8 protein-coding genes are annotated in these 17,469 nt (G+C 59.8%); 3 read left to right on the top strand and 5 right to left on the bottom strand.

The genetic code is table 11. The features are described 5' to 3' along the window. The first annotated feature begins 42 nt into the window (after positions 1–42). Both FHT69_RS31475 and FHT69_RS31470 read left to right on the top strand, forming a co-directional pair. A complete protein-coding gene (locus tag FHT69_RS31475) occupies positions 43–2,943 on the top strand; it encodes a hypothetical protein (RefSeq protein ID WP_183906454.1) in 2,901 nt (966 codons plus the stop codon). Further along, the gene (locus FHT69_RS31470; protein WP_183906452.1) at positions 2,940–5,798 is read left to right on the top strand and encodes a helicase-related protein; all 2,859 of its coding nucleotides are present in this window, start codon (positions 2,940–2,942) and stop codon (positions 5,796–5,798) included. Before FHT69_RS31475 ends, FHT69_RS31470 begins: the two co-directional genes overlap by 4 nt. Here FHT69_RS31470 and FHT69_RS31465 read toward each other — a convergent pair. From FHT69_RS31465 to FHT69_RS31455, 3 genes are read right to left on the bottom strand one after another with little or no spacing between them, the layout of a single operon-like run. Further along, positions 5,779–6,741, bottom strand: a complete 963-nt coding sequence (locus FHT69_RS31465) for a hypothetical protein (protein ID WP_183845403.1) — start codon at positions 6,739–6,741, stop codon at positions 5,779–5,781. The two genes, FHT69_RS31470 and FHT69_RS31465, sit on opposite strands and share 20 nt — an antisense overlap. Next, positions 6,738–8,459 carry a nuclease-related domain-containing DEAD/DEAH box helicase gene (locus tag FHT69_RS31460; RefSeq protein WP_183906450.1) on the bottom strand — a complete coding sequence of 574 codons (1,722 nt, stop codon included), beginning with the start codon at positions 8,457–8,459 and terminating at the stop codon, positions 6,738–6,740. Before FHT69_RS31460 ends, FHT69_RS31465 begins: the two co-directional genes overlap by 4 nt. Next, positions 8,459–14,635 (bottom strand): DEAD/DEAH box helicase, encoded by a 6,177-nt coding sequence (locus FHT69_RS31455; protein ID WP_183845405.1) that lies wholly within the window; start codon positions 14,633–14,635, stop codon positions 8,459–8,461. The genes FHT69_RS31460 and FHT69_RS31455 overlap by 1 nt, the downstream gene beginning before the upstream one ends. Before the next feature lie 626 nt (positions 14,636–15,261). On the opposite strand from FHT69_RS31455, the gene FHT69_RS31450 reads away from it, so the two are divergent. Next, positions 15,262–15,597: a DUF736 domain-containing protein gene (locus tag FHT69_RS31450; protein ID WP_312865390.1), complete on the top strand. Its 336-nt coding sequence runs from the start codon at positions 15,262–15,264 to the stop codon at positions 15,595–15,597. A 14-nt stretch (positions 15,598–15,611) separates the two neighbouring features. Here FHT69_RS31450 and FHT69_RS31445 read toward each other — a convergent pair whose 3' ends face one another. Together FHT69_RS31445 and FHT69_RS31440 are read right to left on the bottom strand one after the other, a co-directional pair. After that, positions 15,612–16,634, bottom strand: a complete 1,023-nt coding sequence (locus FHT69_RS31445) for a nucleotidyl transferase AbiEii/AbiGii toxin family protein (RefSeq protein WP_183845406.1) — start codon at positions 16,632–16,634, stop codon at positions 15,612–15,614. Continuing rightward, positions 16,627–17,220 carry a DUF6088 family protein gene (locus tag FHT69_RS31440; RefSeq protein WP_183845407.1) on the bottom strand — a complete coding sequence of 198 codons (594 nt, stop codon included), beginning with the start codon at positions 17,218–17,220 and terminating at the stop codon, positions 16,627–16,629. The genes FHT69_RS31445 and FHT69_RS31440 overlap by 8 nt, the downstream gene beginning before the upstream one ends. Between the last annotated feature and the right edge of the window lie 249 nt (positions 17,221–17,469).

Below are 17,469 nucleotides of genomic sequence, written 5' to 3'. Positions count from 1 at the left end.
CAACTTATACACGCGGGGTGACTGTATTCAGATCGGCCGGGGATGTTTGATCTAGGGGAGATCGACGGCTTCGAGCGTCAGTTGAAGGCTGCGATCGTTGCTTTGAACAAGAAGAAGGTCGCAAGCGTCGCGCTGGTTGAGGCGGTCGACGATGTGGGGCTTTGGCCCGATGCTTTTGAAAGCCTATTTCCGATCGCAGCCTCGCTCGATCTGGATGAACTCATCAAACGTGCGCCGCTGTTCATCTGCGCGGTCGCTGTCGAAATCGGCTTTCGCTTCGAAGGCGTTGGAACGGTGTTCTGGGCGAAGTTGAGCGACGCTCTCGGTCTTCCAATCACGATGGCGCAACGTCAACGTATCGGCGATGCGTTCAAGGCTGAAGCCTTGCGCTACGACCTTTCGAGACCGACCGACAGTGCTTTTACCATGCACTTCTCCATTATCGCCTGGCCGATCGCAAATGCCTTGCTGCCGATCGATCTCGTCGGCCCGGTCAGCAGACTGATCGCGCGCGCACCCGTTGCGGCCCTTCCAGGGCAGGGACGGAGTGTCAACTTTCCGACGCTGCGCGCCTGGGCTGGTGCCGCAGAGGGCGCTCGCCTTTCGGACTGGTTGCGGTTCGAGGCTCCGACCGCACGCGTGCTCACCGCCTTGCTGACTGAAAACCGAGGATTGACCGTACCGCAGCGAAGCTACACGCGGCTCCGCGACGCGATGGCCGTTGATCCAGAGACGTTCTTCGCCGCAAGAGCGGCGCGCTTGCGCGCGAGAGCCGCCAAACCTGCCATGAGCGGTGACTCAACTTTCGGCCGGCTTTCGCTGTCGCGCGACGCGGCGGGTCTTCGTCTTTTCGCGAGTTGGCCGCCATTGCCGCAGGCCCTATATGATGACGCGCGAAGCATCGCCCGATCTGCAGGCTGGCGCCCCAGGCTTTGGGGTGCTGGAAACTTCCTGCACCCTGACAACGCTCTGAGCGGGGGCCCATTTGCAATATCCACTTCGACAGTCCCTAGCAGCGAAGATCCCGCCTATCCCGAGGCGTCTGAAATCTTCGGTGCGGGCAGTGATATTGCGCTCGCACTTGCCGGTCGCTCTATCGACTGGGGCGCCAATCTACTGTTTGACGTCGATGACGAGCAAAAGTCTGCCGAACAGCACTTTGGAACGTTGAGAGGCAATACGGGCCTGGTGTGGGTCGGCACCAAGGCCGACGGTGGGTCGCATCTTGGGTTGAAGACAATCGGGACGACGGCTGGCTATCACTTCTTCGAAGCAGATCTTGCCGATGCAGATGTCCGCTCGATTTTGACCCGCGAAGGGCTCTTCTCGTCGCAGAGCAGGGCGGATCTCGCACGTCATCCGAGTGACGCAATCTTCGCCCCACAGGGGGTCGTGCGGGCGGACCGACCATTTCTTTTCTATCGACAGGGCGAGGTTGCGGAGGCGGTTCCGCAGAGCCTGCCTGCAAAGGGCTGGATCTCCGCAGTGTCTGGAGAAGCAGGCCGCCCTGCAGTGAGGACAGAGGCGTCTCCGCCGATGGAAAGCGACGTCCTCGATGTGGTGCTGTTCGAACGCGATAGTGCCTTTGAAGCGTTGATAGAACAGCGCCTGCAATTGCGGGTCGAGAGTCGCCTGCCGCTTGTCGACGTCAAGATCAGCGTCGACCTTGAGATTGATGGCCGCCTTATCGCGCGAGGGCGAGATGTCGTTCCTTTTCTGCCGCTGACGCTGCCGGCAACATCGAAAATCTTAAGCACGCTTTATGCCGACAAAGTCAGGACCGCGCTGCTCGAGACAGGTCGAGGACTGCTGAGAATCCAGATCGGCCGAACGCAGATCATTGACATTAAACTTGCCCGTCCAGCCGCGGCGGTTGTGTGGGATAACGAGACGCCGAGACTTGTCGGCGCTCAGACCGAGACATCGCTTGTCGAAGCAAGCGCCCAGGCGCCTCATCGCTTCTCGACAGCGTCTTCCGTTTCGGTCCCAGGTCGGGGGGTGAAAGCCTATGGCCTTCTGTTCTCAGATGGCCGAATCGCCGACCCGGTGCGCCTCTTCATGTCCGATGTTTTCGACTACGGCGATGTCGCCGCAAACTTTGGCGACGACATCGGGTCGCGCCGCATGTTTGATCGTGGAAGAGGGGTCTGTGATATCGCCAGAGCCCGTGTAGCCTGGGCGAGAGCGCTTTGCACAACCTTGCCCGCGATCGGAGCAAAGGGTAGCATCGTCCGTCAGTTCGAGGAGCCGCTTGTTATCGACTTGTGTGGCCGTGCGTGGTCTTTGGCCGAGCAGGCGAGCAGGAGGAGCCCGACTGATCCTCACGAAGCACTTTGGCTATCTCTGCTGGACTGCGGCCTCGCATTAGTACCAAGCCAAGCGACCGCTCAGCAGGTCGCAATCTTCGCCGAGGCATTCGTCAAACACGCACGCGATCTCGACCCGGATTGGCCAATCGGCAGCATGGTGCCGCGCGATGGTGCAATGGACGACGCCTTGAATCTCGCTTTCTCGGAAGCAATCACCGTCTTGCATTCCGCCGGTGCATTGCTCGACGTGGAAGATGATTTCGACTTTGGCGCGCCGCCCGAGGATTGGGAAAAGGCGGCCAACACAGCGCTGCGTACGATCCGTCGAACTGCTCTGGCGCGCCAAATCGCGCCGAGCGAAGGCGGCCGCGCGCTCAGCCGCAGAAATTATGCCAATTTGAGTATTAGTGAACTCGCCGAAGATCTCGCCGCTTGGACCAAGAATTTTGCGTTACCACGGGGACAGTTGTCACCCGAAGTCGCGGCCGGAGCGCTTCAACTTTGGCTTTCGCCTGCCGCATGCGATGATGTCGATACCGCCATCCGTATCCTTGCCAATGATCCCTTCGTCTCGCGTGCGACACGTTATGCGGCACTGCGCGTTGGACCGACCTTGGCGACGGGGATCCCATGAGCGATTTTCACCGCGTTCTTCTAGGCCTGCAGGCCGAAGCTCGACGCATAGACCGAGACCAGGCATTGCTAGGGGCACTCGGGGTTGGTGCCTTCGCCTACACTCACCAGATTGACAGCGTGCATAGGATGGTAACAGGCACCGCTTGCCGTTGGCTACTCGCGGACGAAGTCGGCCTCGGCAAGACCATTCAGGCGATTATGGTGATGCGCGCTCTTGCGGCGCAAAGCCCCCGCCGCCTCAACGCCGCGCTGGTGGTGCCCGACGATCTCGTGTCGCAGTGGGAAGAGGAACTGCTCAGCCGAGGTCATGTCCTAGCGCTTGAAAGCGGCGACGACGAAGCAAGCCACGGCAATCTTGTGTTGCGACTCATCCGTCCGAGCCGGATTGTCGCGGGCGGACGCATCGTCGCCGATCGCATCGACCTCCTGCTGGTCGACGAATTCACGAGACTTCAGGTGCAAGTACGCGAGGCGCTGATCGCTGCGGCTCGGACCATTCCAAACGTTATCGCCATGACCGCGACACCGGCCCTGCATCAGGCCCGCACCCGCCGTGAACTGATGGCGCTCCTCGAACCGGAGGCGGAGCGCATAGCCCGTGCCGAGGACACTGACATCTTGAAGGTCCTGACGGAGCGCGAGACAAAGGCGACCCACCGCTTCAGCCATGATCTCCAAGAGGCAAGCAAACGACGCGCGGTGGAAGAGAGCTTCGGCCTATATCGCCGACTGATCCGCACCGCGCGAACCGACTATCCCAACGCTCTTCCAAAGCGGAATTACCAACCGATCAGGCTCTCGCCAACCGACGGCGATATAGAGCGGGCTCGCGCAACGCGAGCCTACCTCGAGGCGGCCCGAACCAGCAATTTGGACATTCGACGTGAGGCGCTTTTGCAAGTCGCTGGGCGGAGTCCCCAATCTCTTCGCGAACGCTTGAGTACCTTGCGGCGAAGCACACCCGAACTTCGGGCGGCCTGGAGCCAAATCGACGGCTGCTTGCGAAGTGAACCCGGGGACTCAAAGCTCGACGCACTCATTGATCACTTGCGCATTTTCCACGCCAAGAACAGCAAAGGCCGCGCTGTTGTGGTCGCAGAGGATAATCCGACCACAGACTATCTCCGCGATGCGATAGAAAAGCTCACCGACATGAGGGTTGCCAAGAAGCGGCGTAGTGTCGGCGCGGCGGAAGAATTGGAGATGCAGGTTGCGTTCCTCAAGGAAGCGCTCGATGACTTCATCGGCGGCGAGGCCAAGATCCTTGTCGCCGCGGACGCTGCACGTGAAGGCCACAATCTGCAGTTCGCCGACGAGATCATCTTTTTTGCTCTGCCTTGGTCACCCCCCGACATTCAGCAATGGATCGGTCGCATCGATCGGCTCGGTACGAAAGGGCTTCCGGCCAATCGTCGAATTGCGATAACGCCGATCGTTGTCGAGAACTCGATCGAATGCAATATTCTGACCGTACTGGAGGGAACCGGCGTATTTCTGCGCAGCGAGGTCTTTGACGAATCCGAATGGGAGGAGATCAGCGGCGCAATTGCCGCGGCAGCTGCCGGGGTCGCCGGCGCCAGCTGGGGCGATGCAGCCAAACAAGCCAGATCACTTGGCGCAGCTTATGACGAATGGCTGGAAGCGACGTCCTTGCCACCTTCGCCACGAACCGAGATCGCTGCCCGATGCGAAGCACGGTTTCGCGAAAGAGGCTATGCGGGACCGATCGTATCGGGCGACGGCGATCGCTGGAACTGGTTCGAAGCCAGGGAGAGAGCCGCAGAAGCGATGATCAAGCTTTCACGCGAAGATTTCCTAGACGTTCGCAGTGGCCAAGACGGCGAGCAGCGCTTCAAGACGATGTGGTACAAGTCGAGGCCTAGTGTGGATACTGTCACCATACCGGACCTCGACACACGCAACAGTTGGCATCGCCAAGCCTTCATCACCCGGCGAACGGCGATCGAATGCCCGCCCCGCACCAATGTCACCCAAAGCGACAACGCTAAACGTCGGCTCCACTTCTTCGATCACGGCTGCGGTCTCCACGACGGCACAATAACTGCGTTCGAAAAGCAGGCGCCGGTGACCGATATCAGCACCGAATTCGTTGTAGAGTATCCGGCCGGCCATCCAATACTGCAGTGGGCTGATCGCAGGTTGCTCGTCGCGACCAGTGAGCTTGACCTGCGTGATGCGCTGGGCTTCGATGCAAAGGCGATTGTCGGCGGCTCCGACGATCAGGCATCAAAACCGGAACAGGACGCGCGCGAAGCCTGCACGAAGACCGCGCTCGCTCAGTTTCAGGCCGATCGGCGCTGGATGATCGATCTTGCCCCACCCGAAATGTTTTTCGTGACGTTGGCCGATGCCGGTAATGACATGGTCACCGCCGAGGCTGGTCCAGCGGTTTTCGATCCGACCCATGACGGAAAATGTGCACGCCAGCTTGCCAAGCGACGATCAAACCTGCCAGACGTCAAACTGCGCGCTGCCCGTACAGCCGCGTTGAATGAACTTAACAAGCGTGCCAGCGCCAGCCTTGGCCATGCCACGCTGGCGATCCGACGAGCGGTTGAAAAACGTATCTTCGCAGCCAAAGCCGATGCCGAGAATTTGGCAGAAGCGGCGCGCGCTGAAATAAAAGCGGCCTCAGCGCTCGACGCCAAGCTTGAGTTCAACAGAGCGGCAGTGCGCGGTGCCGAGTTGGCCCTGGCTCTCGCTGACCGTGCTTGGCAGGAGCGGCTTTCTCGACTTCAATCCATTGAAGGATCTTTGCGGGGAGTGGCGAAACTCACGAATATGAAGCTTTTCTGGGTGTTTCCGAAAGCGCCTATTTTGGAGAGCCCATAATCGCAGCTAACTCAGCGAAGGCGGTTGGTTCCAGTTTCCATGACCAGGTTCCTTCCTGCCGCCCGGTGATCAGAGCAACGCGTTCAGCCTGTTTAGGCGGGGGCGTTAGAAAGTCGAGGATTTGCCTCGACGGATCGTAGCGAAACACCGGATCACCAAGGGCGAGAGTTTGTCCAACAACGATCCACCGCCATACATCGCGAGACGGTGGTTGCCAGAGCCGCGTATCGACGCCGGCGATGTTGAGAACAACGCTCTTGTGCGAGTAGCCGCTGCGGATTGCTGCGGGGAAGCAACCTTTTCTATCAACGCGCTGCCAACGCCCAGACGGTGCCGGGTCGGCTCGACCGAAAAACTCTCCGCGTCCGCTGACGACCGCAACGGCATTCGGCTCGTCGAGCGAGTAACGTTCTCCACTTGCGGACAAGGCCTGTGCGTAGAAATACAGAGCGCGGGCATCGTCATCGGGAGCATCCATACCACCCAACTCGACCAGAGCATTTCGCCATTCGGGCCGGCCCAGTTCGTCGGACAGGGAAATCTTTACTGCCGTCTCTCCGTCTGGTGCGTCGGCAGGCAGATGTCGAACCACGCCCGAACCGTGCGTGTTAACGCCCAGAAGTGCAGCCGTCTCGCCGCCCCAATGCACCAGACGAGGTGGCGTTCCACCATAACCACGGCCGGCGCCAGTGGAAAATTCATCGACGTCACCACTCGCGAGCAGCAAGTTCAACGCTGCATCTATTCGGTCTCGCAGCAAAGATTCATTCACCTCAAGCGGACGATAGGCTTCCCTCAGCCCGGTTGTGATTCGGCTTCGGCTGATAAAACCTGCCTCGAAGATAGCGTCGCGGACATGGGCAACAATGGTATCGAGCGTCGGGCTGCCGTCACTGTCGGCGGCAAATGCGATCGCGCGCGCCCATGCTTCACCCCCACTCATTCCTGCTCACCGACGGCGACCGCAACTGCCAGTGCAGCATCGAGGCTCTCTTTTGCCGCACGATCATGGGCAACAATAATCAGGTGCGACCGGGCACGCGTCAGGGCAACATAAAGATCGCTGACCGTGAATAAATTGCCGAGTCCGGAAAAATCGCAGAGAATGACCACGTCCGCTTCAAGGCCTTTGAAGCTGCGCGCGGTCGTCACCAGCACACCCTTTCCTTCACGCCATGCGCTGGCATCATCGACCAACGGGGATCCGTCAATCGCTGCAACGTTGGCCAGCGGCCCCTTGCTTTTGCTCGTCGGGCCCAGGATTGCGATCTGTCGCGGCTCCAGCCGTTGGTCGGTGAGCAGTGAGCGCAGTTCTTGCTGGACCAGGCCGCTGATCGCTGCGGGCGACTGTGGGACAATGAGCTTCGGCGGTCGCCCGAGTGGCGCGAGGTCGAAAGGCTCGCTGTCGATGTTGGTTGCGCTGTTGGCACAGGCGACGATACGTCGAGTATTGCGGCAGTTGACATCAAGCGTGACACGAAATGCACCTTCAAGCGGTGGCTCGACCGGCTCGCGTCGCAGGCTCTGCGCCTTGTCGAGAAAAGCCCAGACTGGATCTCCGCGATCGCAAAGATAGTCCAGTGCGTCCCACCACCCAGGGGAAAAATCTTGCGCTTCATCGACCACAAGGGCGTCGAACGGCGGACCGTCGCCATAGAGTTCCATGGCGGCTTCCGCTAGGAGGTCGGGCGCTTTCTCGTCCCACCATCGTGCGGGATCGGCAGCATTTGCGATGAACTCGATGTCGGCCTGTTTGCATAGGTCGGAGGCAAGCCGATGAAAATTCTGGACGGTGATCTTGCCACCGTTTTCGACCAGATCGTCGCCCATTTCCTCCCGGATCCATTTGGCGAGTTCGCTGTTAAAACATGTGAACAGCACAGCCTTGCGGACTTTCGCGAACGATCTTGCGCGTTGCATGGCCAGCAATGTTTTGCCCGAACCCGCCACGCCTTCGACGATCGAACGTGGATTGGCATCGAATGCGCGCAACACCTGCAACTGCTGCCGGGTCAACCGGGCCAAAGTCTCGGCGGCGTTGTCGACGCTGACACGCAGCGGCTCGTAGACCCGGAATTCAGGGGCGAGCGCCCGTCGCACCGCATCGAACTCCTGCACCGACAACTCGTGTTTGCCGCCGCCGCCAGCTTTGTAGGCCCGAACGACCGCGGGCTCGAGGTTCGGAAGGTCGTCCATTGTGAGGATAGCTTCCGGCGGAAGATCGCTTGGAGGGTGATCCTTGTACAAGCAATGCGGAAAGGCCACCCCGACGGAGATCACCGTGCGATCGGCGACGGCTTTGCCGCATATCAGGGTAAGGCGTTTTTTGAGCGCCCAGAGGCTTCGGCGTGCCTGCCTGACGGGGTCCTTGATCTCCTTTGGACCGGTTTTGACCCAACGGACCCAGGTTCGCCCCTTCAGGGCGATCTCACCGCCCTTTACTTCCAGTATCAACAATCCGAACTGGCGGTGAAGGATGAGAAAATCCGCCTCGCCCTCACGTGCCGGCGCGTCGATATCGTCGCGAGCCGGAAACACCCAAGGAAGGGAATGCATGACCAGATAGCCCGGCCCAAGTTGGTTGAGCATCGCGCGTGCGAGGTCTGCCTCAGATCCGAACTCCATTGTCTCGGGGTCAATCGCCGGGATAAATTGCGCCATCAGGTCACCGCCTTAACGAACAGGGCCACGGGTACTACCTTGTCCGCAGGCTGGACCAGTTCGCTGGCGCATTCCATGAACTGCGAGGCAGGGCGATAACGAATTCGGGTGCCGTCGCCGGACACCGACTGCAAGAGCCCGACTGTCCAAGCCTCGCCGGTTGCCCCGAAGACCTTTCCATCGGTGCGCCTAAGCAGGAAGACGTCGGTTTTTTCGGTGGTCTTGTCGGCGACGCCGCCATGCGGCCGGAACAGGCACATTGCTCCCTTTGACACGGGGGCATTGCCGTCACCCTTTTTACCGCTCAACACGTTGGCGTTGAGTCGAAACAGGAAGTCGCCGGCCTCGCTGCCGCTCACGGCAAACCGTGCCGCCGTTTGGGTTGGCGTGACGTCGCCCACGCTTGCAGCTTGGGCGGATATCTCCGGAACGCCCGCGGGATCTGGTCTGAGGCCCGCATTGCGATCGACGTTCGGGACGGCGAGCGCGACGCTTGTCGCGATCGGCAATGCGCGCAGCACCAACAATATGTCGACTGCGATCGCATCCTTATCATTTGAAAGCGCCCTGCCTCTTGTTGAACCGGGCTGTTTCTCGACAAAGGGATGGGCAAGGCAAATGACCTCGCCACTGTCTCTGATTAGCCCTCCGCTGGTGCGTGTTATCGTGGCACCGCTTTCCGTCAAATCTGCCTCGAGACGGTCGAGCGCGAGATCTTCGCGGTCGGGATCGATTGAGAGCGGAGCGCCCTTGAAGGCGGCGCGAAGGAGGTCGGCGCCGATCCGCCGATCAAACAGGTCGTGTTCGTAGCGGTTCTTGTACGATCGCAGGCACTGGTAACAGCTGTCGTCGCAGTTGCAACTGTCCAGCAATTGAAGTGCCTCCTTGACGAGGCGTTGGGGATCGCGCGACGCCGCTTTGACGAAACCGGCGCCGCCTGCAGCCTGGTCATAGAGATAGAGGTCGATATATTGGCGTGCACTGTCACCCGGCGCGAAACGGAAATCACCGTCGATATCATTTGGCTCGAGGTCCTCCAATCTGCACGCGGCGCGCCGCAGTGCCTCGACGGCGGACCGCGCTGCGATCGTGGTCGACGGTCGATCTGGCTGAAGAGCCCAATCTAATGGGAGCCCCAATCGAAAAACGGCGACATCAGTATCGTATTCGTTTCCGAGCACGATTTTCGTGGGGTTGCCGTCGCACTCGACGCTTTCCTTGGAGCGGTTGGGCCGAGGGCGCGGATGCGATTGGCCACTGCGCAGGCGGCGTAGTGCCGGATCGAAATCGGCAGGTTCTATGCGGCCGCATTTGTTGCAGTAATTGAAGCCGTAATCTGTCGCACTCAGCGTTCCACGATTGGTGACGACAAGGGTTTTGCTATCGCCCCAGGCCTCCCAGCCGGTTCCGATTGGCCAGATTTCACCGCCAATGCGTGCTTCGGGTGCAAATTGAAGCGAATCGAGAGTCGCGCGCGTGGGGCGAAGCCGGGTGCCGGCATCAAAATCGGGTGGAAGCGCCGTGATTGTCGGGGGGTGCGAAAAACCCGTCGGACGCACCCAGCGACGAGCTGGCCCAAGCGCTCCCCGGCTTGCGCAAGCCGGGCAGTCCCGGGTCTCGTCAACATAGCCCGCCTTGGGATCCCTCAAATCAGCATAGTTGCAGACCCGGCATTGATAATAGAGGCGGCGGTTTCGGTACGCTTCAAAACGATCATCTTCATACTCGGAATAGAGACCAAGCGAGATATAACGCTGACTGTCGACATAGACCTCATGTCCGGGCGCATATTGACTGAGTGCTGCGTTAAGACCGAGTTGGGGTGAGTACCGCCGCTTCGGGTTCCACGGATCGGTGTCGTTTTCAAAGACACTGAAGGTCGCCACGTCAGTGGGGAATGCATATTTGGGAAGAAGGCCTACATCGAACAGACGATCGAGCAGTTTTCCACTATCGACAACACCGTGCTCCTCATCGTCGGCATCTTCTATGACCTCATCCTCAACATCATCAGCGTCACTTGGCTTTTTGGCCTGTGCCGGGGGTTCTGCGTCCTTTGGTTGGGTGAGTGCATGCTTGAGCGAACCGGCGAAACCGTCCAGCAGGTCATCGGTATCGAGGGCTGGGCAGTTGACCGTAAACATTCGCTCGATATCACTTCGAAGTTCATCGCGGCATTCGACGAGCCATTCTTCGAAGCCCGCGAGCGAGAAGACGTCAGCGGCGCCATTCATGAAGTCGGAGACGCTACCCAGGGACGAGAAGACGTCGGCACTTCCACCGACGCTGTCGATACGCTCCTGTTGGAAGCGGCCGATCAGATAGGCGAGAGCTTGTCGTCGGGCGATGACCGGATTGTCGAGATTGAGAATTGGATCGGGGGCCGGGCCGGCAACGATTGGGGCCGGGTCACGAAAGAAGCTCTGGTCGTGGCTGTCGGCGCCGCAGAACATGACGACCGTCGACAGACCAGCACCACGACGGCCGGCTCGGCCGGCACGTTGCTGATAATTGGCCCGCCCCGGCGGGACGTTACGCAAGGCAACGGCAGTCAAGCCGCCAATGTCGATACCGACCTCCATCGTCGTCGTGCAACTCAAGATATCGATCGGCGAGCCGATTCTGCCGTCCTGCTCGATGGGTATGTCCTGGAAGCGCAGTTCATACGCTTCATTGCGTGACAAGGCATTGGCCAGTCCACTGTCGTTCAGCGCGGCCGAATGCTCCTCAGCAATCAACTGATGGGGCACATAGGTATCGTTTGGATCGGTGAGCCGTTCCCATAAGTTCCGATAAAAAGCCTTGCGACTACGGAAAACGGGATCGTGCAACGGGTCGATAGGTTTGGCAATACCGCCGCAATATCCGCACGCCGGCCCCAACAAGGCATTTCCGGGTGACACTTTCGTACAACGTTCACAGCGAAGCCATTGCGCGCTATCGCCGGGTTCGAGTGCCACTCTGTTGCCATGCACATGAAAATCGCCCGTCTCACCTGGGCTAAAGACTCCACGAAGGACGGGCTCGCACCCTGTCAGAAAATCACTCTTGACCCAGGCCTTGAGTCCGCGGTTCTCGAGCGCTTTGGAAACAACCTGGCTGAACTTGCCGTTCCAAAGCCGGATTCCCTGCGATCCCTTCGCGGCATCGATATTGGAGGGTGTGGCCTGGAGTTTGATCGCGTGCTTTCGCATCGCTTGCCACAACCACAGTTCAATTAATGACGACCTTACCTCGTCTGGGGCCAAACCAGCAACAACAGGCAGTTTGAGCTCGTCCGTCAGTTTCTGCTGTTCGGTCTTGGTAAGCTTGGGACGCAGGGTCGCAAGGGCGAGCGGGAAGAGACCGGTATGATCATCCTGCAGGACCGCGTATATGCTCTGAAACACCGACAGCGGCGCGCCTTCAGACGTCTGTGCCGTGAGGCCGCGGAAGTCGTCACTTTCCGCATCCGGGTTGTTGATGAGATCGATAGCCATTTGACCGGCACGATCCATAAGACCTTCATCGTCGCCAAGAGGTCGCAGCCGCACACCGAATTTTGCGGCGCCGAGCGCGACTGCAAGCGGCGCGTCATTCAGGGAGGGGCGGTAGATGGGATGTCGCAAGGCACTCATTCCAACGAGCAAAAGCGGCCGCAAGCTGTCACGGAATGAGAAAGTCTTCATGTCTCCGGCGAGCCGCGACGCCGTCTGCCGCCCATCGGAGAAGACGAGCGCCTTGCGACCCTTTAGCGGAGCATGACTTTCTGGCCGAGGAGGCTGTTCAAGCACCTGAACGGTCACCAATTCCTTAAATGGCTGCTCACCCTTGGTCTGTAGATTCGATATGCCACCGGGCGCGGTATCGCCGCAGGCAGCTTCGCACCTTGGGCATTCGTCAAACAGGGTCGCGCTTTTCAGGGGAGGCAGCCAGACTTCGCGACAAAAGATACCCCTTCCATCGATGCGCCCAGATGCCAGATCCAAGTAGACTGGCCGAACCATTCCGGGCTTTTGCGGAAGCGGATCCTCAAGGCACATATGGATGGGTTGTATAGCGTCAGTGTCGCCAGCATAGGCGCGGCCATTATCCTGCCAGAGATGCTCGATTCCGGTCGGCGCTCCAATGTTTGCCCGCGCGACCGCCAAGCCGCAATCTCGGCAACTATGGAGTTCGTAGACCTGCGAGCCACAGCCACAGTTCTGGCGGGCCTCGGCATAAAGCGCGCCGGTGGGCCCACCACGTTCATCCGCTGAAATCTGGTCGCAATCGGGGTTGGCGCATGCCCACAACCCGGGCAGACCTCTAAATAGCATATGGACTCGGGCCGGAAGCAGTGGTGCGGCTTTCGGCGTCGTTTTGGCGATTGACGCCAGTTCCAATAACGCGTCGACTGCGGATGTGGCAGTATCGAGTGAAACAGACGGGAATAGCGCATTGGGTAGAGCGGTGAATGCCCAGGCTGCTCCGGGGGATTCGATCGGATCGGTGGGCGACGACGCACCTGATGTGATGTTGCGAAGACGCGCCAACGCTTGTGATCCATCCAGAATTGCGGCAAGCGCGGCGGGCAGGTCATCTTCGACCCAGTCGCATTTGTCAGACGTCGCACTGCCAAGGCTGTAGGCGCGCGCAAAGTATACGCTTCCAGCATCCGTGCGGACATCATCGACGATGCGGAACCTCTGACGGGTCGCAACAGTGGCGCCGCTCTGCACGACAACTCGCTCTTCCGCTTCGGCGCCAGAGTCATCAAGCCCGTGTACTGTCACAGTAATATCGGTGGAACCGTTGTCTTTTCGGGTCAGTGTTACGGGGTGTGTCTCCGGGGCCTTGCTACGAGCCGCAAGCGGGACGAGCACCCGTGAACGATCAGTTGGAGACGAAGACTGGAGCAGAGTGAGAGGGACGGCGGCGAGGGCGGTCGCGAATTCGATCGAGCCGTCGCCGGCCGGCTCGAACGGACGCTTGTCGCCGCGAAGGGTTTGAATGCGATCCTTCTCAAGCCCGGAAAGACCGGCGACGAACTCGGCCGCGGCTTCGCCATCGGAGAACGAAGCACTTGTCGCGATGAACACCACACGGGAGGCCGGCAGTCCGAGGCGATCGAGCAAGCGGCGGATCAGGTAAGCGACCTCCGTGCCGTTCGCACCGCGATAGAGATGTGCCTCGTCGAGGATGAGAAAGAATTTCTCATCCGGATGGGTTTCGAAAAAGGCGCGCGTATCGGTAAAGATCTTTCGCTCGATTGGACGCAGAAGCATGTACTCCAGCATCGAATAGTTGGTGATCAGGAGGTCGGGACTGGATTCTTGGATCTCGTGCCGGGTCAGTAGTTCTGGATCTGCGGTTCGCTCGTTGGCGCGCAGGGGATCGCCGCTTTTGGTCTCCCAGTGGTCACCCGACTTGCCGTACCATTTGCGCAGGCCATCGAATGCCCCGAGGAAACTGTCCGGCTTGGCCGGCCATCGCCCCTTCTCTTTGAGCACGTTCACGAGAGCTTGGTCTTTGGTGTTGCCTGCGCGGGCCCCGTCCTCGATCTTCAAATAGTATTCGAGCGTCTTCAACCGTTTGCGATCGCGATCACCGTCGCGAGTACCGGGGTAGAGCGTACGGCCAGTGTAGCGCCCAAACTTTGCCGGGCGGCCGGCGACGTCAGTAAACCATTTTTGCACCGCACTTGAGCCGAACAGCGTGCGCAGCCGCCCTAGCTGGTCATTGACCAGCGCGTTCATCGGATAGAGCAGCAGTGCGCGCACGGCGCGCGTCGAGAAATGATCGCTTCTATGGATAGCCTCGTCGGCGAGCCTCGCTAGAACCGGCAGCAAGAAGCTTTCGGTCTTGCCAGAGCCCGTGCCGGTCGTCACAACGATCCCGGTGCCGCCAGCGTTTGCGGACATTGCCTTTTCAAGCGCCTGTGCCTGATGTTCATAGGGTGGATCAAAAAGAACTTGATCGGACTCTTTTGCCGCCATCCTTGTTAGAAATGCGCGGACACCGGCATTGAGGTCGAGCGTCTCAAAGGCTCGTTCGCCAACATAGGCGGGGGTGCTCTCTATATACGGCGTCTGGGCGATGCCGCCCTTCAGCAAAATCTTCCGGCGAAGATTGACGACTTTTGGATTCGAGAGGTGGTAGGTCGCTTCGATGTAGGACGCCAGAGCTTCCCGCATATGTTCGATTTCAGTTCGCATGTCGCCTCCAGAGCCCCCTGCCATGATCCGAGAAGAATCACCGCAGAATACAGCTTTAGCGACAGGAGACGGTTTCGCAAATCTCCATCCGCGATCAGAGCAGCGTCATCCTGCTTTCTTGTGCCGAACTACCTGGCGACATCCACCGCATCGAAGGAATTGGTGTGTCCGACACTGATCCCCGATCGATCGCAGCGGCTCGAGATGAGCAGACCTCTCGACCGAGCACCAGCCTTCCCCCCCGGGTGTCGCGAGGCATTATTCTTTACTATGGCAATTCGTTCGGCTTGTCTGATTTGGGGTGCCGATGACTCCACTGTCGGTGTCGCCCGGAATGTGGCAGTCGTTATGGTCATCCTCCAACCATCTCTGATGTGGCGCGCTCGTGGCGGCCTCTGCATTGGCTGATCTAGTCGAAGATCGGTCCCCTCGACCGCCTGTGCCGCAATGGCGCGGACCAACTTTCTTCCCCTGGGCTTTGCCCATTCCTCGCGAGGCAAGAAATTTGGTCTCGCGCCATCCTCCGCTGCGCTACGGCCCGCAAGCGGGTGCGTCGGCAGTCGCCTTCGACTGGTCGATCGCCATCGAGGCTGCAACGATGCGGCCTGAGAGAGACGAAAGGGGGAATGACCATGACGACCATTGGCAAATTCAAGAAGAACGACAAGAACGAGTATGTAGGCGCGATCTTCACGACAGACCTCCAATCGTATGAAGTGCGCATCGTTCCTTGGAGTACACCCGCGAATGCCAACGCTCCGACACATCGTGTCATAGTTGGTGAAGTCGAGATTGGCGTAGCCTGGACGAAAATCGTCCCTGGGAACGGCCAATACCTCCGTCTGGATCTCGATGAACCGAGCTTCGCCGCACCTATATATGCTGACCTCGTCAAAGATCGCACCGGGGACGGCTTCACCCTGGTACTCGCTCGCGATGATACTCCAAGGGGAGGGGGCTGACGCCCGCGATTGACCTATTCTGTCGTGCCGTGCTTATTCGCGCGCTCCTGAATGAGCGCGCATCGCTCGATGAGTTGCTCAAACGGTTCAGAATCTCCAAGCAGAAGGCCGTCCTCGACCATTTTTGCATAGTCCTCACTGAGCGCGCGGAGACCATCTCCGGACGGTGTCAGAACCAGATTGCCGTTGACGGCGGCCGCATAGTCGATCGGTGAGCGGTCGGCCGCCTTTTCCGCAAAGAACATGGATTTGTGTTTCGCCACCGCATGGGCAAGCTGCCGGTCGGCAAAAGCCTTGTCGGCAAAACCGGCATCGTCCAGCCGGACGACGTCATGCCAGTGGCGCGCGAACCGATCGCCACGGAGGCGCTCCTGCAGGCAGAAGACGTGGATCGCCGTTGCCTTCTCCCAGAATGTTCGCTCGGCATGCATGACGCGGGGGCTTGCCTTCGGGAATTCAACACCATCGACATAACCCGCGGCATCGCAGCCCACATCGCGGATGCTGGCGGGCTCACCGGTCGATCGTGCTCCGAATTCCAGCATGACGCTCGGTGCGACATAACCTGATCCGCTGCTCACGGCTTCGTAGTCGAGATAGAGCGTATCGCCCTCGATGCGGATCCGTGCGGGAAGGGATTGATCGCGCACTGCCCCGGCAATGACCGGCTCCAACGACTCGCCCACCCAGACAGGAAGGCGCTTTCGCACTTCGCTGGTCCAGCGCTTCTCCTCGTTGCGGGTTTTCGGCAGTGCCTCGTCATTGTCACCGACGAGATCGGGAGCCAAAGCCCGGATATCGTAAGTCAGATCGATGTCTTCCGAAAACCGTCGAATGGCGCCATAGGCTTTCGAGGGCGAGGTGCCGCCCTTGAACACCAGGTGCTCGCCAAGTTTTGACGAGTAGAGCGTCTCGAGGGTCCAGACGACCCAGACATCCTTTTCCAGCAGATGAATGGGCCGTCCAGTGCGGGCGGCTGCGACAGCCAAGGCCTCACGGCTGTCGTCCTTTGACAGTGCCAGAAAACGGTCAGCCATGCGCAGCCCTGCCCACGCTTCTTGCGAGCCATGTCGGGAACTGCGGTGCTGCGGCCACCAACTCGCCAAACTCGGCCGGCGGGAGCTTTCGCTTGATCCTCGATAGTGCCTCCTCGGCCTTCTCGGGTCCAAGCCATGCAAGCGCCCGGACCGCCACGCCCGCCGGCCGGTCGGCCAGAGCCAGCTGCCAGCGAGGCACGTGCTTGAGCTCGACACTCTGCTTTCCAAGATTCATGGTCCGGCTGCGGCCGGATGTCAGGTAGACGGAGCGGACCGGAACCTGTGTCGTCAATCCCAGGGCATTCGCCGCCGCGGCGCCATGGGAAACGATGACCTCGCCGCGCTGCTGCGCAATCGCCTCGACCGCCTGTTCGACCGTCGGCGGCCGGCTGCCAAAGCGACTTTTGACGGGCCGCATATAGATGCCACGACCAGCCCGGACGAGCTCTCCGCGCTCGGTCAACCGCGAAAGGGCCTGGTCGACCGCAGCACGATTTCCGAGATGCAAAAGGCTCTTTGCCGAAAGCGGTGAGCCTTCCGGCATTTGTTCGGCATAGCCCAGAATCTGAGACGTCAGGTTTTGCATGGCATCACTCCTGTCAGAAATATATGCGAGTTTCTGACAGATTGCAATGAAAGGGCGGCGGACCCGGAGAGGCCACGTTCACTGTGCGGGTATCTGATGACCGGGACCGGTCAAAGGCGCCTCAAAACAGCATCGGTTGAGTAACCGGCTCGCCGGTACTGTAACGTTAACCGCGAAGCGAAGAAGATGTGGGATCTGTCGGCATTCTGCACGTGATCCTCTCTATCGTCGCCACCGGTTTCCAGCGGA

Origin of the sequence: Rhizobium sp. BK008 (genome assembly GCF_014197345.1) — a bacterium.
In the GTDB taxonomy this organism is placed as follows: Bacteria; Pseudomonadota; Alphaproteobacteria; order Rhizobiales; family Rhizobiaceae; genus Rhizobium; species Rhizobium anhuiense.
This window is presented reverse-complemented; position numbering and strand designations above follow the sequence as displayed.